The sequence below is a fragment of the Vibrio albus genome (genome assembly GCF_003144035.1).
Classification (GTDB): domain Bacteria; phylum Pseudomonadota; class Gammaproteobacteria; order Enterobacterales; family Vibrionaceae; genus Vibrio; species Vibrio albus.
In genome coordinates this window covers 225,022-247,613 of record NZ_QFWT01000004.1, presented here as the reverse complement: position 1 = coordinate 247,613, position 22,592 = coordinate 225,022, and the positions used below count along the sequence as shown (strand labels likewise).

30 protein-coding genes are annotated in these 22,592 nt (G+C 48.0%); 27 read left to right on the top strand and 3 right to left on the bottom strand.

The window, feature by feature from the left end; genetic code table 11:
- Nucleotides 1-21: 21 nt before the first annotated feature.
- Nucleotides 22-639, top strand: a complete 618-nt coding sequence (locus DI392_RS09505) for a TRAP transporter small permease subunit (protein WP_109319673.1) — start codon at nucleotides 22-24, stop codon at nucleotides 637-639.
- Entirely contained in the window at nucleotides 629-1,948 is a 1,320-nt protein-coding gene (locus DI392_RS09500; RefSeq protein WP_109319672.1) for a TRAP transporter large permease, read from the top strand. Before DI392_RS09505 ends, DI392_RS09500 begins: the two co-directional genes overlap by 11 nt.
- A 92-nt stretch (nucleotides 1,949-2,040) precedes the next feature.
- On the opposite strand, the gene DI392_RS09495 is transcribed toward DI392_RS09500, so the two are convergent.
- A complete protein-coding gene (locus DI392_RS09495; protein ID WP_109319671.1) occupies nucleotides 2,041-3,966 on the bottom strand; it encodes an ABC transporter ATP-binding protein in 1,926 nt (641 codons plus the stop codon).
- A 168-nt stretch (nucleotides 3,967-4,134) separates the two neighbouring features.
- Here DI392_RS09495 and kefG point away from each other — a divergent pair, with 168 nt between their 5' ends.
- The 3 genes from kefG to slyD all read left to right on the top strand — a co-directional run bounded on the left by kefG (nucleotide 4,135) and on the right by slyD (nucleotide 7,284).
- Nucleotides 4,135-4,782: a glutathione-regulated potassium-efflux system ancillary protein KefG gene (kefG, locus tag DI392_RS09490; protein ID WP_109319768.1), complete on the top strand. Its 648-nt coding sequence runs from the start codon at nucleotides 4,135-4,137 to the stop codon at nucleotides 4,780-4,782.
- Entirely contained in the window at nucleotides 4,766-6,562 is a 1,797-nt protein-coding gene (gene kefB / locus DI392_RS09485; protein ID WP_109319670.1) for a glutathione-regulated potassium-efflux system protein KefB, read from the top strand. Before kefG ends, kefB begins: the two co-directional genes overlap by 17 nt.
- A 158-nt stretch (nucleotides 6,563-6,720) precedes the next feature.
- Nucleotides 6,721-7,284: a peptidylprolyl isomerase gene (gene slyD / locus DI392_RS09480; RefSeq protein WP_109319669.1), complete on the top strand. Its 564-nt coding sequence runs from the start codon at nucleotides 6,721-6,723 to the stop codon at nucleotides 7,282-7,284.
- Nucleotides 7,285-7,450: 166 nt separating this feature from the next.
- On the opposite strand, the gene DI392_RS09475 is transcribed toward slyD, so the two are convergent.
- Together DI392_RS09475 and DI392_RS09470 are read right to left on the bottom strand one after the other, a co-directional pair.
- Nucleotides 7,451-7,678 (bottom strand): SlyX family protein, encoded by a 228-nt coding sequence (locus DI392_RS09475; RefSeq protein ID WP_109319668.1) that lies wholly within the window; start codon nucleotides 7,676-7,678, stop codon nucleotides 7,451-7,453.
- Nucleotides 7,679-7,681: 3 nt separating this feature from the next.
- The gene (locus DI392_RS09470; RefSeq protein ID WP_109319667.1) at nucleotides 7,682-8,662 is read right to left on the bottom strand and encodes a WD40 repeat domain-containing protein; all 981 of its coding nucleotides are present in this window, start codon (nucleotides 8,660-8,662) and stop codon (nucleotides 7,682-7,684) included.
- Between the two features lie 142 nt (nucleotides 8,663-8,804).
- On the opposite strand from DI392_RS09470, the gene fkpA reads away from it, so the two are divergent.
- The 22 genes from fkpA (at nucleotide 8,805) to rplX (ending at nucleotide 22,582) form a co-directional block, all read left to right on the top strand.
- Entirely contained in the window at nucleotides 8,805-9,626 is an 822-nt protein-coding gene (gene fkpA, locus DI392_RS09465) for an FKBP-type peptidyl-prolyl cis-trans isomerase (RefSeq protein ID WP_109319666.1), read from the top strand.
- A 213-nt stretch (nucleotides 9,627-9,839) separates the two neighbouring features.
- Complete coding sequence (locus DI392_RS09460) at nucleotides 9,840-10,520, top strand: helix-turn-helix transcriptional regulator (protein ID WP_425445687.1); 681 nt, start codon at nucleotides 9,840-9,842, stop codon at nucleotides 10,518-10,520.
- Nucleotides 10,517-10,909 (top strand): sulfurtransferase complex subunit TusD, encoded by a 393-nt coding sequence (gene tusD, locus DI392_RS09455; RefSeq protein ID WP_109319664.1) that lies wholly within the window; start codon nucleotides 10,517-10,519, stop codon nucleotides 10,907-10,909. Before DI392_RS09460 ends, tusD begins: the two co-directional genes overlap by 4 nt.
- On the top strand, nucleotides 10,906-11,262 hold the full coding sequence (gene tusC / locus DI392_RS09450) for a sulfurtransferase complex subunit TusC (RefSeq protein WP_109319663.1): 357 nt from the start codon (nucleotides 10,906-10,908) through the stop codon (nucleotides 11,260-11,262). The genes tusD and tusC overlap by 4 nt, the downstream gene beginning before the upstream one ends.
- A gap of 38 nt (nucleotides 11,263-11,300) precedes the next feature.
- Nucleotides 11,301-11,579, top strand: a complete 279-nt coding sequence (gene tusB, locus DI392_RS09445) for a sulfurtransferase complex subunit TusB (RefSeq protein WP_109319662.1) — start codon at nucleotides 11,301-11,303, stop codon at nucleotides 11,577-11,579.
- Nucleotides 11,580-11,761: 182 nt separating this feature from the next.
- The gene (gene rpsL, locus DI392_RS09440; protein WP_004737194.1) at nucleotides 11,762-12,136 is read left to right on the top strand and encodes a 30S ribosomal protein S12; all 375 of its coding nucleotides are present in this window, start codon (nucleotides 11,762-11,764) and stop codon (nucleotides 12,134-12,136) included.
- A 98-nt stretch (nucleotides 12,137-12,234) separates the two neighbouring features.
- Entirely contained in the window at nucleotides 12,235-12,705 is a 471-nt protein-coding gene (rpsG, locus tag DI392_RS09435) for a 30S ribosomal protein S7 (RefSeq protein WP_109319661.1), read from the top strand.
- Between the two features lie 99 nt (nucleotides 12,706-12,804).
- Nucleotides 12,805-14,901: an elongation factor G gene (gene fusA / locus DI392_RS09430; protein WP_109319660.1), complete on the top strand. Its 2,097-nt coding sequence runs from the start codon at nucleotides 12,805-12,807 to the stop codon at nucleotides 14,899-14,901.
- A 116-nt stretch (nucleotides 14,902-15,017) separates the two neighbouring features.
- Nucleotides 15,018-16,202 carry an elongation factor Tu gene (gene tuf / locus DI392_RS09425; RefSeq protein WP_109319659.1) on the top strand — a complete coding sequence of 395 codons (1,185 nt, stop codon included), beginning with the start codon at nucleotides 15,018-15,020 and terminating at the stop codon, nucleotides 16,200-16,202.
- A gap of 575 nt (nucleotides 16,203-16,777) precedes the next feature.
- Nucleotides 16,778-17,089, top strand: coding sequence for a 30S ribosomal protein S10 (rpsJ, locus tag DI392_RS09420; protein WP_109319658.1), 312 nt, complete (start codon nucleotides 16,778-16,780; stop codon nucleotides 17,087-17,089).
- A 14-nt stretch (nucleotides 17,090-17,103) separates the two neighbouring features.
- Nucleotides 17,104-17,733: a 50S ribosomal protein L3 gene (gene rplC / locus DI392_RS09415; protein ID WP_109319657.1), complete on the top strand. Its 630-nt coding sequence runs from the start codon at nucleotides 17,104-17,106 to the stop codon at nucleotides 17,731-17,733.
- A gap of 16 nt (nucleotides 17,734-17,749) precedes the next feature.
- The gene (gene rplD, locus DI392_RS09410) at nucleotides 17,750-18,352 is read left to right on the top strand and encodes a 50S ribosomal protein L4 (RefSeq protein WP_109319656.1); all 603 of its coding nucleotides are present in this window, start codon (nucleotides 17,750-17,752) and stop codon (nucleotides 18,350-18,352) included.
- Nucleotides 18,349-18,651: a 50S ribosomal protein L23 gene (gene rplW, locus DI392_RS09405; protein ID WP_109319655.1), complete on the top strand. Its 303-nt coding sequence runs from the start codon at nucleotides 18,349-18,351 to the stop codon at nucleotides 18,649-18,651. Before rplD ends, rplW begins: the two co-directional genes overlap by 4 nt.
- A 16-nt stretch (nucleotides 18,652-18,667) precedes the next feature.
- Entirely contained in the window at nucleotides 18,668-19,492 is an 825-nt protein-coding gene (gene rplB, locus DI392_RS09400) for a 50S ribosomal protein L2 (RefSeq protein ID WP_109319654.1), read from the top strand.
- A gap of 20 nt (nucleotides 19,493-19,512) precedes the next feature.
- Nucleotides 19,513-19,791 carry a 30S ribosomal protein S19 gene (gene rpsS / locus DI392_RS09395; protein ID WP_004736729.1) on the top strand — a complete coding sequence of 93 codons (279 nt, stop codon included), beginning with the start codon at nucleotides 19,513-19,515 and terminating at the stop codon, nucleotides 19,789-19,791.
- A gap of 10 nt (nucleotides 19,792-19,801) precedes the next feature.
- Nucleotides 19,802-20,134 (top strand): 50S ribosomal protein L22, encoded by a 333-nt coding sequence (rplV, locus tag DI392_RS09390; protein WP_109319653.1) that lies wholly within the window; start codon nucleotides 19,802-19,804, stop codon nucleotides 20,132-20,134.
- A gap of 17 nt (nucleotides 20,135-20,151) precedes the next feature.
- Nucleotides 20,152-20,850, top strand: coding sequence for a 30S ribosomal protein S3 (gene rpsC / locus DI392_RS09385; RefSeq protein ID WP_109319652.1), 699 nt, complete (start codon nucleotides 20,152-20,154; stop codon nucleotides 20,848-20,850).
- Between the two features lie 11 nt (nucleotides 20,851-20,861).
- Entirely contained in the window at nucleotides 20,862-21,272 is a 411-nt protein-coding gene (rplP, locus tag DI392_RS09380; protein WP_109319651.1) for a 50S ribosomal protein L16, read from the top strand.
- Nucleotides 21,272-21,463: a 50S ribosomal protein L29 gene (gene rpmC / locus DI392_RS09375; protein WP_109319650.1), complete on the top strand. Its 192-nt coding sequence runs from the start codon at nucleotides 21,272-21,274 to the stop codon at nucleotides 21,461-21,463. The genes rplP and rpmC overlap by 1 nt, the downstream gene beginning before the upstream one ends.
- Nucleotides 21,463-21,717 carry a 30S ribosomal protein S17 gene (rpsQ, locus tag DI392_RS09370; protein ID WP_109319649.1) on the top strand — a complete coding sequence of 85 codons (255 nt, stop codon included), beginning with the start codon at nucleotides 21,463-21,465 and terminating at the stop codon, nucleotides 21,715-21,717. The genes rpmC and rpsQ overlap by 1 nt, the downstream gene beginning before the upstream one ends.
- Nucleotides 21,718-21,879: 162 nt before the next feature.
- Nucleotides 21,880-22,251, top strand: a complete 372-nt coding sequence (rplN, locus tag DI392_RS09365) for a 50S ribosomal protein L14 (RefSeq protein ID WP_109319648.1) — start codon at nucleotides 21,880-21,882, stop codon at nucleotides 22,249-22,251.
- A 13-nt stretch (nucleotides 22,252-22,264) separates the two neighbouring features.
- On the top strand, nucleotides 22,265-22,582 hold the full coding sequence (gene rplX / locus DI392_RS09360) for a 50S ribosomal protein L24 (protein WP_109319647.1): 318 nt from the start codon (nucleotides 22,265-22,267) through the stop codon (nucleotides 22,580-22,582).
- Nucleotides 22,583-22,592 lie beyond the last annotated feature (10 nt).

Below are 22,592 nucleotides of genomic sequence, written 5' to 3'. Positions count from 1 at the left end.
CTTGTCTGGTTTGAGGTGCTTATGTTGGAAAGAATATTACTTCTGTACTGCCGTAGCGTACGTTATATCGTGAAACGCATCGGGGAATCGGTCGCTTATCTGATGCCGGTTCTGGCGGCGATCGTCGCCTTTGAAGTCTTTGCCCGCTATATCTTAGATGCCCCGACTATCTGGGCCTATGACGTGTCCCTGTTTTTGTTTGGCTATATTTCTGCACTGGGTGGCGCTTATGCGCAGCAGAAAGGAACGCATATTAACGTGGATATCCTTTATGCCACGGTACCGGAAAAGGTACAAAGAGGCTTCAGTCTTGTAACGGCAGTACTGGCTATCGGATTTCTGGTACTGATGGCTAAAACCTGTGGTGAACATTTCCTGGAGAGCCTGAGGCTGAATTACCGGACCCAGAGTGAATGGGCACCGGCAGTGCATCACTTCTGGCTGATGATTACGGTTTCAGCGGTCATTTTTATTGCTGAATATTTAGCACAGTTTATTGGTCATGTGTTTTATCTGATTACCGGCAGGGAGCTGGTGCAGGAAGAGGTAGAATTTGATTCTGCCATGGCGGAGCAGCCTTTTAAGGTGGATTCGTCCAAAGTGGTTATGGCAAGCAAGGAGAAAGCCAATGAGTATTGAGTGGTTAACGGTCGTTCTGTTGCTGTGCATTCTTGCTTCTTTTGCGTTAGGGGCTCAGGTTGGTTTGGCATTAGGCGCAATAGCCATGGGAGTTGGTTATGTGGTGTGGGGCGAGGCTCTGTTTAATATTATACCGACGACAGTAGAGTCCACGTTCTTTAACTTCATTCTTCTGGCTATTCCGCTTTATATCTATATGGGACAGATCCTGACTCGATCCGGTATCGGCGATGCCATGTTTAATGCCAGCCAGTTGGCTATCGGTCGCGTGCGTGGATCCCTGGCGATCAGTGTGATCGGGGTTTGCTCTATGATCGGGGCTATGGTCGGGATCATTGGTGCCGGTATCATGACCTCCAGTAGTATTGCGCTGAAACCAATGCTGGAGCGTGGCTACGATAAGCGATTAGCTTTGGGCGTTATTATGGCGGGTGGCTCGCTGGGGATCCTTATCCCACCGAGCATTCCTATGATTATGTTTGCTTCGGCGACACAGAACTCCGTGGGTAAAATGTTTCTCGGGGCTATGGTTCCGGCTCTGATCACGATTGTCCTGCTGATCAGTTATGTGGTGGTTTCGTGCAAAATGCGTCCGGAAAGGGCTCCTTTAGATGCAGATAACGAGATTGAAGTACCAAAAGGTTTTGAGCTGTTCCGGACCATTCGTGACGGTGCATCCTCACTGCTACTTATAGTGGCGGTACTGGGCAGTATTATTGCGGGTATTGCCACTCCAACCGAGTCTGGTGCGATTGGTGTGGTGGGTGCCATTATCCTGTCTATTCTGTTTAAGCGTTTTAAACCGGCCATCATTATGAAGTCCGGTCTGCAGACCGCAACACTGGTGAGTGTGGCGATGTGGATCATTCTGGGGGCTTCGGTATTCAGTAACTTCCATCTGCTGATGGGTGTGCAGAGCATGGTGGCCGGGTTTGCTCAGGATATCGATCTGCCGCCGATCATGATCATCATCATGTTCCAGATCATCATGTTGTTGCTCGGTTTTGTGATCGATGAATTCATTATTGTGCTGATGTGCGCACCGATCTTCACGCCGGTTGCGGTGGCTCTGGGTTACGACCCTATCTGGTTCGGGGTACTGATGATCCTGAATATTGTGATTGCGGTGCAGACTCCGCCATACGGTTTTGCCTTGTTCTATCTGAAAGGGATTGCGCCGAAAGGCATTACCATGATGGATATCTACAAGTCAGTAACACCATTTATTCTGGTTCAGCTGGTGGTACTGATTATCTGCATGATTTTCCCGGATGTGGTGACCTGGTTACCGAATAAGGTGATGAGTTAAAGCAAGGTTATGAGTAAAAACAAGGTGATGAGTTAGCGAACGTCTCAGTCCATTGAGGAGGGTGGTTTTCCTTCAACCCCCTCCTCATTTTTTTAAGCCGTTTGTTCAAATTCCGCTGTCATCTGCTCCAGCGTCTCCTGGGCATCCATCCATTCCATTTCAACCTCTTCTAACTCAGATTTTGTACTGGCCTGAAGCGCCATCACTTCATTCAGCCGGGTTTTGTTTTCCGCCTGATACAGGTCGGTATCGGCCAGCTGTTCCTCTGCTTGTGCCAGCGTTTCACCCAGCTTATCCATCCGCTTTTCCAGTTTTTCCAGATTTTTGCGCAGTGGGGCCGTTTGTTTTCGGAATTCGGCTTCGCGGCGTTTCTGTTCCTTGCGGCCAGCAGCGCTGTTGGCGGTATCTTTAGCTTCCCGTTCCGGCTGAGCTTCTCGCTTTTCGGCCTTATTTTGTTCAGTCAGCCACTTATAGTAGTCGTTCAGGTCGCCGTTAAATGGTGCTACCTGACGGTCATGGACAAGGTAGAGGTCATCGGTGGTCGCACGCAGCAGGTAACGGTCGTGGCTGACGATAACCATGGCACCCTCAAAGGTTTGCAGGGCAAGGGTCAGTGCCTGACGCATATCCAGATCCAGGTGGTTGGTCGGTTCATCGAGCAGCAGCAGGTTCGGCTTTTGCCAGACGATCAGCGCCAGCACCAGTCGTGCTTTTTCTCCGCCAGAGAAAGGGGCAACCTTCTCTAGTGCTTTGTCGCCCTGAAAGCCGAAACTGCCCAGATAGTTTCTCAGTTCGAGCTCGGTTTTGTCCGGGGCGATCTGCATCATATGCTGCAGAGGCGTTTCTTCCGGGTGCAGGGTTTCCAACTGGTGCTGAGCAAAGTAGCCAATCTTAACCCCCTGAGAGTAGGTCAGTTCGCCACCCGCCTGTTTTAGCTCTCCAGACAGCAGCTTGATCAGGGTCGATTTACCGGCACCGTTACGGCCCAGCAGACCGATGCGGCTGCCCGGTACCAGGTTCAGGCGGATCTGCTCAAGGATCAGGTTATCACCATAACCGGCAGACACTTCATCCATCATCAGGATAGGGTTAGGCAGGGCGGCAGGTTCACGGAACTCAAAGCTGAACGGGTTATCGAACTGGGCTGGCAGCACCTTTTCCATTCTTTCCAGTGCCTTAATCCGGCTCTGGGCTTGTCTTGCCTTGGAGGCCTTGTAACGGAAGCGGTCGATATAGCTCTGCATGTGCGACATTTTTTTCTGTTGCTTCTGATACATAGCCTGTTGCAGAACCAGTTTCTGAGCGCGTTGGTCTTCAAATGAAGAGTAGTTACCCGTGTATTCGTTCAACTGCTGGTTTTCGACATGAATGATGCGGTTCACGATGGGATCCAGAAAATCCCGGTCATGGGAGATCAGGATCAGGGTGCCCGGATAATTCTGCAGCCAGCGTTCCAGCCACATCACAGCATCCAGATCTAGGTGGTTGGTTGGTTCATCGAGCAGAAGCAGATCGGATCGGCATAACAGCGCCTGAGCCAGGTTCAGACGCATACGCCAGCCACCGGAAAACTGCGTCAGGCTCCAGCTCATCTGTTCCTGAGAAAAACCCAGACCATCCAGCAGTTCCGCTGCCCGGGCCCGGATGGTGTAGCCACCAATGGTGTCTATTTTTCCGTGCAGCTCAGCGGCCAGCGTGCCGTTATCGGCCTGTTCTGCTTCAGTTAATTCGTCTTCCAAACGGCGATATTCCCGATCACCGTCGATCACGTATTCCAATGCTGCCCGCTCAAGTGCCGGTGTTTCCTGTGCAACCCACGCCATCTCCCACTGTGCCGGGCAGGAGAAAGAGCCTGCGTCGATCGACAGTTCGTCTTTGATCAGAGCAAACAGGGTGGATTTCCCACAGCCGTTTTTTCCCACCAGACCGACTTTGTCACCGGGATGAATGGTCGCGGATGCCTGTTCCAGAAGAGGTTTACCGCCGCGCAGGAGTTGGATATCAGAAAACGTAATCATAGAAATTTTTTGTCTGAGCCGGATGAATTGAGCAATGAAGCGGGAATAGTAGGGGGAATGGCCGCAAATGTCGATTATTTATAAAATTACGATATGATGGAACAACAAAATAATAACAATTTCGATTCAGGCGATGTTATCGCAGAAGAGTCAGACAGGAAGTTTGCTATGCCAGAAAATAACTATTCTTCAGTTGAGGGTACCCCTCCCAGAATACTGCTGATTTATGTCCATCCGGATCCGGATGCCTCTGTGGCAAATAAGGCGATACTGAGTCAGGTGAAAGATCTGCCCAATGTGACGTTTCATGATCTGTACGCCCATTATCCGGACTTCTTTATTAACGTGAAACATGAACATGAGCTTTTACTGAGCCATGACATTATTGTGTTTCAACATCCTCTGTATATGTATTCCTGTCCTGCTCTCCTTAAAGAATGGCTGGACAGGGTATTGGGGAAAGGGTTTGCCTTCGGGAAAGGGTGCGCATTAAAAGATAAATACTGGCGCAGTGTCATTACCGCCGGAGGCGCGAAGAAGGCGTTTGGTGCTTCTGGCTATAACCGTTATCCGATGGAAGAAATTCTGCAGCCGTTTGAACTGACGGCCGCCCTGTGCCAGATGCATTGGATTGAGCCGCTGGTTCTGTACTGGGCGAGACACGCCTCCACGGCGGAACTGCAAGAGCATGCCCGGTTATACCGCCAATGGATGCTGAATCCACTTGATGACGGACGGGCAGACTGTACTACGGATGCAAAAGGATCACAGCAGGCAAAAAACTCCCCGGAGGTGGAAAATGGCAATGACCGGTGATGTATTACATAACAGCGTGATTTTTCTGTCGGCTGCGGTGATAGCCGTACCCATTGCCCAGAAGTTCGGGTTGGGATCGGTGTTGGGATATCTGTTGGCCGGGGTTGTGATTGGTCCTTGGGGGATTGGATTGATCAGCGACGTGCAGGCCATCCTTCATTTTGCTGAATTCGGTGTGGTACTGCTGCTGTTTTTGATTGGTCTGGAACTGAACCCAACCAAGCTGTGGCAGATGCGGCGACCGATTCTGGGCCTGGGCGGTGCACAGGTGGTGTTGACCACACTGGTCCTGTCCGGAATATGTAATCTGCTGGGCATTAGCTGGCAGAGCAGTCTTGCTGTGGGGATGGGGCTGGCCCTGTCATCGACCGCGATTGCCTTAAGGGTCATTGAAGAGCAGCGGCTGGAAGGCACCGAAGCGGGACAGTCCGGCTTTGCGGTGCTGTTATTTCAGGATATTGCAGTCATTCCCATGCTGGCGATTCTCCCGATGTTGGCAGGCAACGGTGGCGGAGACTGGCTGAGTGCACTGTGGACACTGGGCAGCGTCGCGGCTTTTCTGGTCGGTGGCCATTTTCTGCTTCGTCCTCTGTTTCGCTATGTGGTACTTAGCCGGGTCAGAGAGTTGTTTACGGTGGCAGCACTGCTGCTGGTGATCGGCATCGCGCTGATTATGCAAAAGATAGGGCTGTCCATGGCGCTGGGTACCTTTCTGGCAGGCGTCTTATTGGCTGAGAGTGAATACCGCCATGAGCTGGAAATTGCCATTGAACCTTTCAAAGGATTGTTGCTGGGGCTGTTCTTCATCGCGGTAGGTATGGAAGTGAATCTGGGGCTATTGGCGCTGGAACCGGTGAAAATCCTGTTGGCTGTTGCAGCTTTGGTGGTGGTGAAAGGGTTGATCCTGTATCTGTTGGCTCGTCTGTTCGGTACCCGTTCAAAAGCGCGTAGCAAAATGGCCGCGATTCTTAGTCAGGGGGGCGAGTTTGCCTTTGTGCTATTTACGGCCGCACAGGCCGAAAACCTGCTGGATCCGGAGCTGACCTCATTTCTTCTGGTGGTGGTCAGCTTATCTATGGTGACCACGCCGCTGATTCTTTTGGTGCAGAACCGCTGGTTCTCCAATACGATAAATATGACCGGACAGGATGAGGGCGTGTCGGAAATTGCAAATCACAACCCTAAAGTGATTATTGCCGGTTTCGGGCGTTTTGGTCAGGTGATCGGCAGGCTGATGTACGCCAATAAAGTGCGTATTACCGTCCTGGAAAGTGATCCCAGTCAGATACAGCTGTTACGTAAGTACGGCTATAAGGTTTTTTACGGTAATGCCACCCAGCTGGATTTGTTACGCGCTGCCGGAGCGGATAAGGCCGAAGCTATCGTGATTTGCACCAACAACCCGGAGGCAGTGATGCATATCGTTGAATTGTGCCAGCAGCATTTTCCTGAGCTGAAAATACTGGCCCGGGCCCGGAGCCGTATAGAAGCCTATCAGTTGTTAAGTACCGGTGTGCGTAACTATTCCAGAGAAACCTTTTCCGGTGCCTTGGATCTGGGGCGTCAACTACTCACGGAACTGGGGATGCACCCTTACCAGGCAAAACGGGCGGCGGATCATTTTGCACACCTTGATACCAGTATGCTGGCCGAACTGCTGCCTCAGCATAGTTCTGATAAAGAGCCGGTACTGGCAGCCAAAGAAGCTCGTAAGGAGCTGGAAGAGATATTCAGTATTGAGATGGAAAGTGATCGCCATTCTCCGGATCATTGGCAATAACTCAGTAACTTCATGCTGATACGCAAGCTTGAGCGTTTTATAGGCAAATTTTTATCTGTTTTGAAGGAATCTATGATTGTGTTTGGCAAAATCATCCCCATAATGATGAGGGTATACAGATCAAACGATCTTAGAGCCCACGTTTCTCTGGAGAAAGTATGAAAATTGAAAAGAACTCAGTAGCCAGCCTTGCCTATCAGGTTAAACTGGAAGATGGCGTCGTGGTTGATCAATCGACTGCGGAAGCACCGATTGATTATCTGCACGGTCATAATAATCTGATTCCTGGCCTGGAAAAAGAACTGGAAGGCAAAGCAGTGGGCGACAAGTTCTCTGTGACTATTGCTGCAGAAGATGCTTACGGTGAATACAACGATGCACTGGTGCAACGTGTACCGGCAAACGTTTTCCAGGGTGTGGAGAATGTTGAAGTGGGCATGCGCTTTATGGCGGAAACCGATCAGGGTCCGATCCAGGTTGAAGTGACTGAAGTGGATGGCGAAGACGTAGTCGTTGACGGTAACCACATGCTGGCTGGTAAGTCGCTGTCTTTTGACGTTGAAGTGGTTGGTATCCGTGCGGCGACAGACACTGAAGTCGAGCATGGCCATATTCATCAGGAAGGTGGTTGCGGCTGTAGCCACGGCGACGATGACTGTGAAGGCGAAGGCAAAGATGGCTGCTGTGGCGGTAACGACGAAGGTTGTGGCTGCTCGCACTAAGAGCGTGTAGATTACAGAATTCAGAGCGGACGCAGGCGTCCTTCTAGAAACTAGAACGCTGCGCTGCCAGAAACTATAAAACCACGGTTATTCCTTGATATTGTCAGGAATAACCGTGGTTTTTCTGTATTCTGAAAGCGAAGCGCTCTGTATTCTCTTCTAGTCTCTAGTAATGCGGCGGCGGGGTCTCTTCTGACTCATCGGCCAGATTCGATGTATTCATACTCTTAATTTTACCCACCACAAAACGCATCTGTTCCTGCATTTTATTGATCAGCAGTTGCTGCTGGCTGAGTGCCTCATTCAGTTCATCGATGGTCTGTTCCTGAAAGGCTAACTGGCATTCCAGAGCGTCAATACGTTGTGCCTGTTCCTGTAATCGTTTGTCATTCATCGCTTATTCATCTATTGTCCATGCCTGAGCAACACCAGCAGAGGTCGCCGATATGACTCTGTTCTGGTGATCAAAGGCGGCATCATACACTACTGCGGTCGGTGGGCGGGCATCTTTTAGCGGTAAAGAATCCCAGCCCTGTATTTTTTCACCACTCTGGGTATCCCACAAATAAATTCTTCCCGATGGCGTGCCGGTAACCAGCATCTTACCATCATCAGAAAAACGGGCTGCTTTGAAAATCAGTTGCCTGGAAAATGATTTTAGCTCTGATACTTTTTCTCCGGTGCTCAGATCCCAGATATAGGCATCGTTCGCACCGTCGGAGGTCAGAGCCAGCTTTCCATCCCGGTGCAACGCAACGCGGTTGATTCGGGCATCGTGCTCGAATTGGTATATAGCCTGACCAGAGCGGGTATCCCACAAGTAGGCCTTGTAGTCATTACCACCGGAAAGGGCGAACCGGCCATTAGGTGACAGTGAGACTGAATTGACTTTTTCCCGGTGAGCAAGGAACTCCATCCGTCTTCCGGTGACTAAGTTGACGTAGATGGCTTTACCGTTGGATAGTCCCAGCAGAACCTGTTCGCCGTTACTGGAGATATCGACGTCGCGGATGATACCGTCTGATATTGACCACAACCCTCTGGCCTGTGTCCAGGAAAGGTCCCAGACTGCAAAGTTCTGTTGTGTGGCGGTAATGGCAAAACGGCCATTATCGGAGATGCGGATATGTGAAACCGTATTTCCTGCCGGATCTTGTTTTCCCAGTTCTGCCAGTTCTATATTGTCCTGTAAGTCCCACAGGAGTAATTGACGTTGTTTTGAGTAAAGAAGCGCAAAATGGCCGTCTCTGCTCAGGGCAAAGCTGGTTGAGCCATCTTCTTCAATAAGCCAGCGTTGATCATCACTGTCAGAAAAAAGACAGCCGGTCAACAATATGCTGACAACAAGAATAAGTGCTGAATGAGAGATTGTTCGCATCACAATAGAAATTCCGGTTTGTGTCGACAGGCATAGACCTAGTATATTGATACCACAAAACATTTGCACACAGTGATGATAAAACCGTTATCTGGAATGTGCAGGAATAAAAAATGGCTTAGCCATGAGACTGGAGAACTTGATGAAACCTTTTTTTAAAGTGTCCCTATTAGCTGCAACCGTACTACTTGCGGTTGGTTGTCAGAAAGAGGAAGCGCCGGAAGCAGAAACCGCGCCACAGGCACAAACGGAACAGGCAGCACCTGCTGCAGAAACAAGTAAACTGGATCAATTTACTTCAGAAGATGACAAAGCGGCTTATGCTATTGGCGTGTCTTTCGCTAACTATCTGGCGACCAGTATCGAAAAGCCGGCTGAATTTGGTATCGAACTGAACAAAGAGCTGGTTCTGCAGGGCATTGACGATGTTTTCTCAGAAAAAGAATCTCTGACAGCAGAAGAAACCCGTCAGGTTCTGGAAGAGCTGGATAAGCGAGTTGCCGCGAAGATGCAGGAGCAAGCCGCTGAAAAAGCTGAAGCCAATAAAAAGGCTGGTGATGATTTCCGTGCGGAGTTCGAAAAAGAAGAAGGCGTAGAAAAAACAGACACCGGTCTTCTATACCAGGTACTGACTCCGGCTGAAGGCGAAAAGCCAGCTGCAACAGATACCGTAGAAGTACACTATGTGGGTACTCTGATTGATGGCACTAAGTTTGATAGTTCATATGACCGCAATCAGACCGCGACTTTCCCACTGAACCGGGTGATTCCTGGCTGGACTGAAGGCGTGCAACTGATGACGGTTGGCTCCAAGTACAAATTCGTTATCCCGCCAGAACTGGCATACGGCCCGCAGGATACTCAGTCTATCCCGGCTAATTCAACACTGGTATTCGAAGTTGAGCTGATCAGCATCGATAACGGAGATGTTGAAGAGGCGGGTTCTGACGCTGCGGCTGAGTAATCTCTGACCGCCATAGTCTGAACTGAAGAAGCCTCTGAATGAAGGAAGACCCGGAATTTCCGGGTCTTTTTTATTAATAAGCCCCTCATAATTGACCCAAACCGGTGCGCGATTCAAATTTTCTGATAAAATTACATCAATTTGTTGATAATTTGTTCTAAGGCTAGAAACGTGACTACTACCGAAGCATTACACGCGGATGCGTTACTTGAAATGGAATCCATAGTGGTAGAGCCATTTACCGAAGCAGATCTCACGATTTTGAAATCTTATGAAGCGGTGGTAGATGGTCTGGCAAGTTTGATTGGGCCTTTCTGTGAAATAGTTCTCCACTCTCTGGAAAGTCTGGATACCTCGGCGATTAGGATTGCCAATGGGGAAAACACCGGACGCCAGGTCGGTTCGCCGATTACGGATATGGCGCTTAAGATGTTGAAAGATATCGAGGGCTCAGAGCGTAACTTTTCCCGTCCTTATTTTACCCGGGCAAAAGGTGGGCTATTGATGAAGTCCATTACTATTGCCATACGGAATGGTAATAACCGGGTGATTGGCTTGCTCTGTATTAACATCAATCTGGACGCGCCTTTTTCTCAGATCCTGCAATCCTTTATGCCGACGGAGGAGGCCAAAGAAGCCGCCTCTTCAGTCAACTTCGCCAGTGATGTGGTCGAGCTGGTGGATCAGACGGTAGAGCATACTATTGAAGAGATTAACGGCGATAAATCCGTATCTAATAACACCAAAAATCGCCAGATAGTGATGGATCTGTACGATAAAGGTATTTTTGATATCAAAGATGCGATTAACCGGGTGGCAGAAAGGTTGAACATTTCCAAACATACCGTCTATCTTTATATACGACAGCGTAAAACAGAGGAAGGCGATAAGTGAGCCTGAGTTACACCCTTTTGGTCACCGGATCCGTGTATGGCAGCCAGTCGGCACGCAATGCCTATGGTTTTGCCTGTGCGCTATTGGAAAAAGGCCATAAACTGAATTCTGTGTTCTTTTATCAGGAAGGGGTGCATAACGGTTCCGATTTGGTCGTTCCGGCCAACGATGAATTTGATTTGACTCAGGCCTGGCAGAAGCTGGCATTGGAACATGGCATTAATCTGGAAACCTGTGTCGCTGCCGCACTCCGTCGAGGGGTATTAAGCAAACAGGAAGCTGAGCAGCATAACCGGGATCATCACAACCTGGCACACGGGTTTGAACAGGTTGGTCTGGGCAGTCTGGCAGAAGCATTGCTGACTCAGGATAGGGTGGTACAGTTTTGAGTAAGATTGCATTTGTATTTCGTTCTCACCCGCACAGCACGACACAGGGGCGAGAAGGGCTGGATGCTTTACTGGCAACATCAGCATACAGTGAAGATCTTCAGGTATTTTTTATTGGAGACGGTGTGACTCAGTTGATCTCCGGGCAGGATACCAAATCTATTTATTCCAGAGATTACCTACCAGCGTTTAAGTTAATGGACTTATATGACATTGACGATGTTTTTATCTGTCAGTCATCAATGAAAGAATATGGTTTAAATCAGACAGATTTAGCCATTGAAGGAAATGTACTTCCCCGGTCTGAAATTGGCTCCAGGCTGAATGAATGCCGTAAAGTTATCACTTTCTGACGTTTCCGGACTGACTACATTAAGGTAAACATAATATTATGCTGCATATAGTAAAACACCATCAGGCACTGGCTCAGGCACTGGCTTATGTGGATGCCGAAGACCCTATTCTTCTGGTTGAAGACGGCGTTTATGCAGCGTTGGCGGAGCATGCCTCACATATCGCACTGACTCAGAATGCAAACCCTTTTTATGTTTTGGATGCGGACGTCAAAGCCAGAGGCCTGGAAAAGTTGCCACTGAACCATGTGGAGCTGATTGATTTTTCTGGTTTTGTGGTGTTAACGGAAGACAATGAAACCTCAATGACCTGGTAGACAGTGAGCCTGCCATAGCAGGTAACCATTTCCAGATTTTCCTGTTGTATAAAAAAGATCCGTTTATTCCTTGACACACCTATCATCCCTGCATAGAATTTTGCGTCCCTAAATGTACATGATGCATTGAGGGAAATAGATTTTTCACAAAGCTTACTTTAAGTAATATCAGGAGCTAGTTAATGGCAACTATTAACCAGTTGGTACGCAAGCCTCGCGTAAAGCAAGTTGTTAAAAGCAACGTGCCTGCGCTAGAAGCGTGCCCACAAAAACGTGGTGTATGTACTCGTGTTTACACTACTACACCTAAAAAACCTAACTCAGCACTTCGTAAAGTTTGTCGTGTACGTCTGACAAACGGCTTCGAAGTAACTTCGTACATCGGCGGTGAAGGTCACAACCTTCAGGAGCACTCAGTTGTTCTTATCCGTGGTGGTCGTGTTAAAGACCTTCCAGGTGTGCGTTACCACACTGTTCGCGGCGCACTTGACTGTGCTGGCGTAAACGACCGTAAACAAGGTCGTTCTAAGTACGGTGTGAAGCGTCCTAAGTCTTAATGGATCCCCGTTAAGTAAGGCCAAACACTAAATTATTTTTAATTTTTGAAGAAACTGTAAAGTTTTGGATAACCTGAAGAAGACAACGGAGAAAATCCATGCCACGTCGTCGCGTTATTGGTCAGCGTAAGATCCTTCCAGATCCTAAGTTCAAATCTGAACTGCTGGCAAAATTTGTAAACATCGTTATGGTTGACGGTAAGAAATCAACTGCTGAAAAAATCGTATACGGTGCACTAGATACTATGGCTGAGAAGTCTGGCAAAGACCACTTAGCTGTATTTGAAGAAGCTCTTGAAAATGTTCGCCCAGCGGTAGAGGTTAAATCTCGTCGTGTGGGTGGTTCAACTTACCAGGTTCCTGTAGAAGTACGTCCGGTTCGCCGTAACGCACTTGCTATGCGTTGGTTGGTTGAAGCTGCGCGTAAGCGTGGTGAAAAATCTATGGCTGCTCGTCTGGCTGCTGAAATGCTGGACGCGTCAGAAAACAAAGGTTCTGCTGTTAAGAAACGTGAAGACGTTCACCGTATGGCAGACGCGAACAAAGCGTTCGCTCATTACCGCTGGTAATCGACCTTTTGTGCTGCGAGGTCCTCTCGCAGCACTTATTCTTTTCTCTAAGGGAAAACCTTATTTTGGGGAAAACCTTAGCTACAGAGGGATACAATCGTGGCTCGTAAAACTCCTATTGAGCGTTATCGTAATATCGGTATCTGTGCTCACGTAGATGCAGGTAAAACAACCACAACTGAGCGTATTCTATTCTACACCGGCCTTTCTCATAAAATCGGCGAAGTGCACGATGGTGCTGCGACCATGGACTGGATGGAGCAGGAGCAAGAGCGTGGTATTACTATCACCTCCGCTGCGACTACGACATTCTGGCGTGGTATGGAAGCACAGTTTGACGAACACCGAATCAATATCATCGATACTCCCGGACACGTAGACTTCACCATCGAGGTGGAACGTTCTCTGCGTGTGCTTGACGGTGCCGTCGTGGTGTTCTGTGGGGCTTCTGGTGTTGAACCTCAGTCAGAAACAGTATGGCGTCAGGCTGACAAATATCACGTTCCGCGTATGGTCTTTGTCAACAAGATGGACCGTGCTGGCGCAGATTACCTGCGCGTAGTTAACCAAATTAAAGATCGTCTTGGTGCGAATCCGGTTCCAATCCAGCTAAATATTGGTGCGGAAGACGAATTCAAAGGTGTCATCGACCTTATCAAGATGAAAGCAATCAACTGGAATGAAGCCGATCAGGGCATGACCTTCACTTATGAAGAAATTCCGGCTGATATGCAAGAGCTGGCTGAAGAGTGGCACAACCACATGGTTGAAGCGGCAGCCGAAGCCAACGAAGAGCTGATGGAAAAATACCTTGAAGAAGGTGAGCTGACAGAAGAAGAGCTGAAACTGGGTCTGCGTACCCGTACACTAAACAACGAAATTGTACTGGCCACTTGTGGTAGTGCGTTTAAGAACAAAGGTGTACAGGCTGTTCTGGATGCGGTAATTGAGTTTATGCCGGCTCCTGTTGATGTACCTGCAATCAAGGGTGTTGATGAGAACGACAACGAAATTGAGCGTCATGCTGATGACAAAGAACCATTCTCAGCGCTGGCGTTTAAGATCGCGACGGACCCGTTTGTCGGTACACTGACCTTTATGCGTGTTTACTCCGGTGTCGTAAACTCTGGTGATTCTGTTTACAACTCAGTGAAACAGAAGAAAGAGCGTTTTGGTCGTATCGTACAGATGCACTCGAATAAGCGTGAAGAAGTAAAAGAAATTCACGCCGGTGATATTGCAGCAGCGATTGGACTTAAAGATGTTACAACAGGGGATACCTTATGTGATCAGAACCACAAAGTGATTCTGGAGCGTATGGAGTTCCCTGATCCGGTTATACAGATTGCGGTAGAGCCACGCTCTAAAGCTGATCAGGAAAAAATGGGTGTTGCGCTGGGTAAACTGGCCGCAGAGGATCCGTCTTTCCGTGTAGAAACCGATGATGAAACTGGTCAGACACTGATTTCAGGTATGGGCGAACTGCACCTGGATATCATCGTTGACCGGATGAAACGAGAATTCAGTGTGGATTGTAACGTGGGTAAACCTCAGGTTGCTTACCGTGAAACAATCCGTGGTAAAACTGAAGTTGAAGGCAAATTTGTTCGCCAGTCTGGCGGTCGTGGTCAGTACGGTCATGTATGGCTGAAACTGGAACCGGCAGAGCAGGGTGAAGGATTTGTGTTCGTAGACGAGATCGTGGGCGGTGTGGTTCCTAAGGAATACATCAGTTCGGTAGCGAAAGGTATCGAAGAGCAGATGAATAACGGTGTGCTTGCCGGCTATCCTGTACTGGATGTCAAAGCTACGCTGTTTGATGGCTCTTACCATGATGTTGACTCTAACGAGATGGCGTTTAAAATCGCTGGCTCAATGGCGTTCAAGAAAGGTGCGCTTGAAGCACAACCTGTTCTTCTTGAACCAATGATGAAGGTTGAAGTAACAACACCTGAAGACTGGATGGGTGATGTAGTTGGTGATCTTAACCGTCGCCGCGGCATCATCGAAGGTATGGATGAAGGTCATGCAGGCCTGAAAATCATTCGTGCTCAGGTCCCACTTTCAGAGATGTTTGGTTACGCAACCGATCTGCGTTCTGCAACTCAAGGCCGCGCATCATACTCTATGGAATTTTCCGAGTACGCTGAAGTGCCGAAAAACGTAGCAGATGCTATTATTGCAGAGCGTTGTTAAACAATCATTGTCACAATGAATGTGTTGCGTTGACGAAAGTTGACGCATAAAATAGCAAATTCTGGCGCGCCCCGAACGATAATCGGGGCGAATCATAACTAGGAAGGAACACGATCGTGTCTAAAGAAAAATTTGAACGTACGAAACCGCACGTAAACGTTGGTACTATCGGCCACGTTGACCACGGTAAAACAACTCTAACTGCAGCTATCTGTACTACTCTTGCTAAAGTTTACGGCGGTGTAGCTAAAGACTTCGCATCTATCGATAACGCTCCAGAAGAGCGTGAGCGCGGTATCACAATCGCAACTTCTCACGTTGAGTACGATACTCCAACTCGTCACTACGCACACGTAGACTGCCCAGGACACGCTGACTATGTTAAAAACATGATCACTGGTGCTGCGCAAATGGACGGTGGTATCCTAGTAGTAGCAGCGACTGACGGCCCAATGCCTCAGACTCGTGAGCACATCCTACTTGGCCGCCAGGTTGGTATCCCATACATCATCGTATTCATGAACAAATGTGACATGGTTGACGATGAAGAGCTACTAGAACTAGTAGAAATGGAAGTACGTGAACTTCTATCTGAGTACGACTTCCCAGGTGATGATCTACCAGTAATCCAAGGTTCAGCTCTTGGCGCTCTAAACGGCGAGAAAGAGTGGGAAGACAAGATTGTTGAACTAGCAGAAGCGCTAGACACATACATCCCAGAACCAGAGCGTGCAGTAGACCAGCCGTTCCTGATGCCAATCGAAGACGTATTCTCAATCCAGGGTCGTGGTACAGTAGTAACTGGCCGTATCGAGCGCGGTATCCTGACTGTAGGTGACGAAGTACAAATCGTAGGTATCAAAGAAACAACTACTACAACTTGTACTGGTGTAGAGATGTTCCGTAAGCTTCTAGACGAAGGTCGTGCGGGTGAAAACGTTGGTGCCCTACTACGTGGTACTAAGCGTGACGAAGTAGAGCGTGGTCAAGTACTGGCTGCACCTGGTTCAATCACTCCACACACTAAGTTTGAGTCTGAAGTATACGTACTGTCAAAAGATGAAGGTGGTCGTCACACTCCATTCTTCAAAGGCTACCGTCCACAGTTCTACTTCCGTACAACTGACGTAACTGGTGATATCTCTCTACCAGAAGGCGTAGAAATGGTAATGCCTGGCGATAACATCCAAATGGTTGTTGAGCTAATCGCTCCTATCGCAATGGACGAAGGTCTGCGCTTCGCGATCCGTGAAGGTGGCCGTACAGTAGGTGCTGGTGTTGTTGCTAAAATCTTCGAATAATTTCGAATGATTTTGTAGCGATCCGTTTTCGAAAGAAAGCGCATCTGAAAAAGGGAAGCTTCGGCTTCCCTTTTTGCGTTTGTAGGGGAATTAGGTGCTGGGTTTTGGGCGCTCCTCGTTCCCATGCTCCAGCGTGGGAATGCGTATCTGGCTTCACCACAACGAATCTGTTTTTTAGCCATTTCTTTATGGGGAATCAGTTGTGTGTTCTACATATGCTTTACCCTCTGTATGCATTCCCACGCGCAGCATGGGAGCGAGGAAAGAGAAATATTTTTGCCTGTTTTTCACCCACCACTTGCAACCCCCTCTTCAATCTGTATAATACCGCGCACTGGCCTAGCCAGTTGTGAACCAATGAGCACTGAGGAGCAGGCTTTTAGTCTGGTAATGTATACTCAGCTTATGTTCGCGGTTAATAAAATATTAGCGTAATAGTTAATTCAAATTTAACTGACAATGCTTCCTAATCTTGGAAGCTACGGTTTCACATGAATCAATCGGCATTCTCTCGTCTTGACGAGTCTGAGTGGCGATATTGTTTGTGTAATTTATTTAATTTGGAGCTCTGTCTCATGCAGAACCAACGTATCCGTATCCGCCTTAAGGCTTTCGATTACAAACTGATCGACCAGTCTACAGCGGAAATCGTAGAAACAGCAAAACGTACCGGCGCACAGGTTCGTGGTCCAATTCCACTGCCTACTCGTAGAGAGCGTTTCACTGTTCTTATCTCTCCACACGTTAACAAGAAAGCTCGTGACCAGTACGAAATCCGTACTCACAAGCGTCTAATCGACATCGTTGAGCCAACAGACAAAACTGTTGATGCTCTGATGCGTCTAGACCTTGCTGCAGGCGTTGACGTTCAAATTAGCCTAGGTTAAGGGAGATTAGAAGAATGATTGGTCTAGTCGGACGTAAAGTGGGTATGACCCGCGTATTTACCGAAGAAGGCGTTTCTATCCCAGTAACAGTTGTTGAAGTAGAAGCTAACCGTGTTGCTCAAGTGAAAACTCTTGAAAGCGATGGTTATGCAGCTATCCAGGTAACTGCTGGTGCTAAGAAAGCTAGCCGTGTATCTAAGCCAGAAGCTGGTCACTTTGCGAAAGCAGGTGTTGAAGCTGGCCGCGGTCTTTGGGAATTCCGTTTAGAAAACGGCGAAGAGTTCGAAGTTGGTGCTGAACTGACTGTTGAACTGTTCAACGAAACTACAAAAGTAGACGTTACTGGTACATCTAAGGGTAAAGGTTTCCAAGGTGCTGTTAAGCGCTGGAACTTCCGTACTCAAGATATGACTCACGGTAACTCATTGTCTCACCGTGCTCCTGGTTCAATTGGTCAGTGCCAAACTCCAGGTCGCGTATTTAAAGGCAAGAAAATGGCAGGTCACATGGGTGCTGAGCGTGTAACGACTCAAAACCTAGAGATCGTACGTGTTGACGCTGAGCGCAATCTGCTTCTTATCAAAGGTGCAGTACCAGGTTCAACTGGCGGCGACGTGATCGTTAAACCAGCTGTTAAAGCATAACGTCTAGGAGTAAGTAATGGAATTGATGGTTAAAGGTGCTGACGCACTAACTGTTTCCGAAACTACTTTCGGACGTGAGTTCAACGAAGCTCTTGTACACCAAGTAGTTGTTGCATACGCAGCAGGTGCTCGTCAAGGCACTCGTGCTCAAAAAACTCGTTCTGAAGTATCTGGCGGTGGTGCTAAGCCTTGGCGTCAAAAAGGTACTGGCCGTGCACGTGCTGGTACAATCCGTAGCCCGATTTGGCGTACAGGTGGTATTACTTTTGCTGCGAAACCACAAGATCACAGCCAAAAAGTAAACAAAAAAATGTACCGCGGTGCTATGAAGAGCATTCTTTCTGAGCTTGTTCGTCAAGAACGTCTAGTTGTTGTTGACAACTTCTCAGTAGAAGCTCCAAAAACTAAAGAGCTAGTAGCTAAGCTTAAAGAACTTGAGCTTAACGATGTTCTAATCGTGACTGGCGAAGTAGAAGAGAATCTATTCTTAGCTGCTCGTAACCTATACAAAGTTGACGCACGTGACGTTGCTGGTATCGACCCAGTAAGCCTGATCGCGTTCGACAAGGTTCTAATGACAGCGGATGCTGTTAAGCAAGTTGAGGAGATGCTGGCATGATCAATGAAGAGCGTCTACTAAAGGTTCTACGTGCTCCACATATCTCTGAAAAAGCAACTATGGCTGCAGAGAAAGCGAACACTATCGTTTTCAAAGTAGCAAAAGATGCAACTAAAAAAGAGATCAAAGCAGCTGTAGAAAAGCTATTTGAAGTTGAAGTTAAGTCTGTAAATACTCTTATCAACAAGGGTAAGACCAAACGTCAGGGTCTACGCGAAGGTCGCCGCAGCGACGTTAAGAAAGCGTACGTGACTCTGAAAGAAGGTCAGGATCTTGACTTCATTGGCGGTGCAGAATAACAGGAGTAGTTGAGAAATGGCTATTGTTAAATGTAAGCCGACTTCCCCTGGTCGTCGTCATGTAGTTAAAGTTGTTAACGCTGACCTGCACAAGGGTAAGCCATACGCACCTCTTCTAGAGAAAAACTCTAAGAACGGTGGTCGTAACAACAACGGTCGTATCACAGTACGTCATATCGGCGGTGGTCACAAACACCACTACCGTGTAATTGACTTCAAACGTACTAAAGACGGTATCCCAGCGAAAGTTGAGCGTCTAGAATACGATCCAAACCGTAGCGCAAATATCGCTCTAGTTCTGTACGCAGACGGTGAGCGCCGCTACATCATTGCACCAAAAGGCATTCAAGCTGGTGATCAGATCCAGTCTGGTGTTGATGCGCCAATCAAAGCAGGTAACACTCTGCCAATGCGCAACATCCCAGTAGGTTCTACTGTTCACTGTGTTGAACTGAAGCCTGGTAAAGGTGCACAAATTGCTCGTTCTGCTGGTGCATACGTACAAATCGTCGCTCGCGACGGTGCATATGTAACCCTTCGCCTACGTTCTGGTGAAATGCGCAAAGTTCTTTCTGAAGGCCGTGCAACAATCGGTGAAGTTGGTAACTCTGAGCATATGCTACGTGAACTGGGTAAAGCTGGTGCTAGCCGCTGGCGTGGTGTTCGTCCAACCGTTCGTGGTGTTGTGATGAACCCAATCGATCACCCACACGGTGGTGGTGAAGGTCGTACTTCGGGTGGTCGTCACCCAGTATCTCCTTGGGGTATGCCAACTAAAGGCTTCAAGACCCGTAAGAACAAGCGCACTGACAAGTACATCGTACGTCGTCGTAACAAGTAATCTATTTAAGAGGATAAGCCATGCCACGTTCTCTCAAGAAAGGTCCTTTTATTGACCTACACTTGCTGAAGAAGGTAGAGAAAGCGGTGGAAAGCGGAGACAAGAAGCCTATTAAGACTTGGTCCCGTCGCTCAATGATCATTCCTACGATGATCGGTTTGACCATCGCTGTCCATAATGGTCGTCAGCACGTTCCAGTATTCGTAACCGAAGAAATGATCGGTCACAAACTGGGTGAATTTGCACCAACTCGCACTTACCGTGGCCACGCTGCGGATAAGAAAGCTAAGAAGAAATAAGGAGTAGATAATGGAAGCTATCGCTAAACATAACTTTGCTCGTATTTCTCCACAGAAAGCTCGCTTAGTTGCAGATCAAATTCGTGGTAAATCTGTTGACCAAGCTCTAGAAATTCTGACTTTCAGCAACAAAAAAGCTGCTGCACTGGTTAAGAAAGTTCTAGAGTCAGCAATCGCTAACGCAGAACACAACGAAGGTGCAGATATCGACGATCTTAATGTTGCTAAGATCTTCGTAGATGAAGGCCCAATCATGAAGCGTATTATGCCTCGTGCTAAAGGCCGTGCGGATCGTATCTTGAAGCGTTCTAGCCACATCACTGTTGTTGTAGCAGACGCTTGAGACTAGGAGAGTAAGCAATGGGTCAGAAAGTACATCCAAATGGTATTCGTCTTGGCATCGTTAAGCCTTGGAATGCTACATGGTTTGCTAACACCAAAGAATTCGCTGACAACCTAGACGGCGACTTCAAGGTACGTCAGTTCCTAACTAAGGAACTACAAAAAGCGTCTCTATCACGCATCGTTATCGAACGTCCTGCTAAGAGCATCCGTGTGACTATTCACACTGCTCGTCCAGGTGTTGTTATCGGTAAGAAAGGTGAAGACGTAGAGAAGCTACGCACAGCTGTAGCTAAACTTGCAGGTGTACCAGCGCAAATTAACATCGCTGAAGTACGTAAGCCTGAGCTAGACGGTCAATTAGTGGCTGATAGCATCGCGTCTCAGCTAGAGCGTCGTGTTATGTTCCGTCGCGCTATGAAGCGTGCAGTACAAAACGCAATGCGTCTGGGTGCTAAGGGTATCAAGGTTGAAGTAAGCGGCCGTCTAGGCGGTGCTGAAATCGCGCGTACTGAATGGTACCGTGAAGGCCGTGTGCCTCTACACACACTACGTGCTGACATTGATTACGCAACTTCTTCGGCTCACACCCAGTACGGTGTGATCGGCATTAAAGTTTGGATCTTCAAAGGTGAGATTCTGGGCGGTATGCCAGCTGCTAACGCAGTAGAGCCAAAAGGCGATAAGCCTAAGAAGCAGCGTAAAGGCCGTAAATAAGGAGTCGACTGATGCTACAACCTAAACGTACTAAATTCCGTAAGGTTCAGACTGGTCGCAACCGTGGTCTTGCTAAAGGTACAGACGTAAGTTTTGGTACTTACGGCCTTAAAGCTGTTGGCCGTGGTCGTATCACTGCTCGTCAGATCGAAGCGGCTCGTCGTGCGATGACGCGTCACGTTAAGCGTCAAGGTCAAATCTGGATTCGTATTTTCCCAGATAAGCCTATCACTGAAAAACCACTAGAAGTTCGTCAGGGTAAGGGTAAAGGTAACGTTGAGTACTGGGTAGCCCAAATCCAACCTGGTAAGGTTATGTACGAAATGGGTGGTGTACCTGAAGAGTTGGCACGTGAAGCGTTCCGCCTAGCGGCACGTAAACTGCCAATCAAAACAACATTTGTAACCAAGCAGGTGATGTGATGAAAGCACAAGATCTACGCGAAAAAAGCGTTGAAGAGCTTAACGAAGAGCTAATGAACTTGCTGCGCGAGCAGTTCAATCTGCGTATGCAGAGTGCAACTGGTCAACTACAGCAAACTCATACTCTGAAAGCTGTACGCCGTGATATCGCACGTGTGAAAACTGTTTTGAATGAGAAGGCAGGCGCATAATGAGCGACAAAATTCGTACTCAGCAAGGTCGTGTAGTTAGCGACAAGATGGACAAGTCTATCACTGTTGCAATCGCACGTTTCGTGAAGCACCCTATCTACGGGAAATTCGTAAAACGTACGACTAAACTACATGTACATGACGAAAACAACGAGTGTGGCATTGGCGACACTGTTGAAGTTCGTGAATGTCGTCCACTGTCTAAGACTAAGTCTTGGACACTGGTACGCGTTGTAGAAAAAGCGAAAAGCTAATTTTCCTTTAGATACAACAACCGAAGCGGCTCCAAATTTTTTTTGGAGCCGCTTGTTTTTTGTCTACCCAATTTAAAAAAAGGGTGGTACAATTCGCAGCCCTTATAAAAGGCAGCCCGACCCGAGAGGGTCTAGTTTTATAATATTTAGCGGAGCACTAACATGATCCAAATGCAAAGCACACTCGAAGCCGCGGATAACTCCGGCGCTCGCAGAGTGATGTGTATTAAGGTTCTGGGTGGCTCACACCGCCGTTATGCACACATCGGTGATATCATCAAAGTTACTGTTAAGGAAGCGATTCCTCGCGGTAAAGTTAAGAAAGGTGATGTCCTGAAGGCGGTTGTAGTGCGCACCCGTAAAGGCGTACGTCGCCCTGACGGTTCTGTCATTCGCTTCGACCGTAATGCTTGCGTATTGTTGAACGACACTACTGAGCAACCAGTCGGCACACGTATCTTTGGTCCAGTGACTCGTGAACTTCGTAACGCGAAATTCATGAAGATTGTTTCACTGGCTCCAGAAGTTCTGTAAGGAGCGGCAAACAATGGCAGCTAAAATCCGTCGTAATGACGAAGTAATCGTTCTTGCTGGTAAAGACAAAGGCAAGAAAGGTAAAGTAACTAAGGTTCTGACAACCGGTAAAGTTATCGTTGAAGGTATCAACCTTGTTAAGAAACACCAGAAGCCTGTACCGGCTCTTGGCGTACAAGGTGGCATCGTTGAACAAGAAGCAGCTATTGATGCTTCTAACGTTGCAATTTTCAATGCGGCTACTGGCAAAGCAGACCGTGTAGGTTTCCGTATCGAAGATGGTAAGAAAGTTCGTTTCTTTAAGTCTAACGGCGAAACCATTTCTAACTAATAGAAGTAAT

Coding starts and splice junctions, on each gene's coding strand:
- rplX (WP_109319647.1), top strand. CDS start 22,265: ATGGCAGCTAAAATCCGTCGTAATGACGAAGTAATCGTTCTTGCTGGT.
- DI392_RS09500 (WP_109319672.1), top strand. CDS start 629: ATGAGTATTGAGTGGTTAACGGTCGTTCTGTTGCTGTGCATTCTTGCT.
- slyD (WP_109319669.1), top strand. CDS start 6,721: ATGAAAATTGAAAAGAACTCAGTAGCCAGCCTTGCCTATCAGGTTAAA.
- rpsG (WP_109319661.1), top strand. CDS start 12,235: ATGCCACGTCGTCGCGTTATTGGTCAGCGTAAGATCCTTCCAGATCCT.
- DI392_RS09470 (WP_109319667.1), bottom strand. CDS start 8,662: ATGCGAACAATCTCTCATTCAGCACTTATTCTTGTTGTCAGCATATTG.
- rplB (WP_109319654.1), top strand. CDS start 18,668: ATGGCTATTGTTAAATGTAAGCCGACTTCCCCTGGTCGTCGTCATGTA.
- kefG (WP_109319768.1), top strand. CDS start 4,135: ATGCCAGAAAATAACTATTCTTCAGTTGAGGGTACCCCTCCCAGAATA.
- rpsJ (WP_109319658.1), top strand. CDS start 16,778: ATGCAGAACCAACGTATCCGTATCCGCCTTAAGGCTTTCGATTACAAA.
- DI392_RS09475 (WP_109319668.1), bottom strand. CDS start 7,678: ATGAATGACAAACGATTACAGGAACAGGCACAACGTATTGACGCTCTG.
- rpsL (WP_004737194.1), top strand. CDS start 11,762: ATGGCAACTATTAACCAGTTGGTACGCAAGCCTCGCGTAAAGCAAGTT.
- rplV (WP_109319653.1), top strand. CDS start 19,802: ATGGAAGCTATCGCTAAACATAACTTTGCTCGTATTTCTCCACAGAAA.
- tusB (WP_109319662.1), top strand. CDS start 11,301: ATGCTGCATATAGTAAAACACCATCAGGCACTGGCTCAGGCACTGGCT.
- DI392_RS09505 (WP_109319673.1), top strand. CDS start 22: ATGTTGGAAAGAATATTACTTCTGTACTGCCGTAGCGTACGTTATATC.
- fkpA (WP_109319666.1), top strand. CDS start 8,805: ATGAAACCTTTTTTTAAAGTGTCCCTATTAGCTGCAACCGTACTACTT.
- rpsQ (WP_109319649.1), top strand. CDS start 21,463: ATGAGCGACAAAATTCGTACTCAGCAAGGTCGTGTAGTTAGCGACAAG.
- rpsC (WP_109319652.1), top strand. CDS start 20,152: ATGGGTCAGAAAGTACATCCAAATGGTATTCGTCTTGGCATCGTTAAG.
- rpsS (WP_004736729.1), top strand. CDS start 19,513: ATGCCACGTTCTCTCAAGAAAGGTCCTTTTATTGACCTACACTTGCTG.
- rplC (WP_109319657.1), top strand. CDS start 17,104: ATGATTGGTCTAGTCGGACGTAAAGTGGGTATGACCCGCGTATTTACC.
- DI392_RS09495 (WP_109319671.1), bottom strand. CDS start 3,966: ATGATTACGTTTTCTGATATCCAACTCCTGCGCGGCGGTAAACCTCTT.
- kefB (WP_109319670.1), top strand. CDS start 4,766: ATGGCAATGACCGGTGATGTATTACATAACAGCGTGATTTTTCTGTCG.
- DI392_RS09460 (WP_425445687.1), top strand. CDS start 9,840: ATGGAATCCATAGTGGTAGAGCCATTTACCGAAGCAGATCTCACGATT.
- rplN (WP_109319648.1), top strand. CDS start 21,880: ATGATCCAAATGCAAAGCACACTCGAAGCCGCGGATAACTCCGGCGCT.
- rplP (WP_109319651.1), top strand. CDS start 20,862: ATGCTACAACCTAAACGTACTAAATTCCGTAAGGTTCAGACTGGTCGC.
- rplD (WP_109319656.1), top strand. CDS start 17,750: ATGGAATTGATGGTTAAAGGTGCTGACGCACTAACTGTTTCCGAAACT.
- rpmC (WP_109319650.1), top strand. CDS start 21,272: ATGAAAGCACAAGATCTACGCGAAAAAAGCGTTGAAGAGCTTAACGAA.
- rplW (WP_109319655.1), top strand. CDS start 18,349: ATGATCAATGAAGAGCGTCTACTAAAGGTTCTACGTGCTCCACATATC.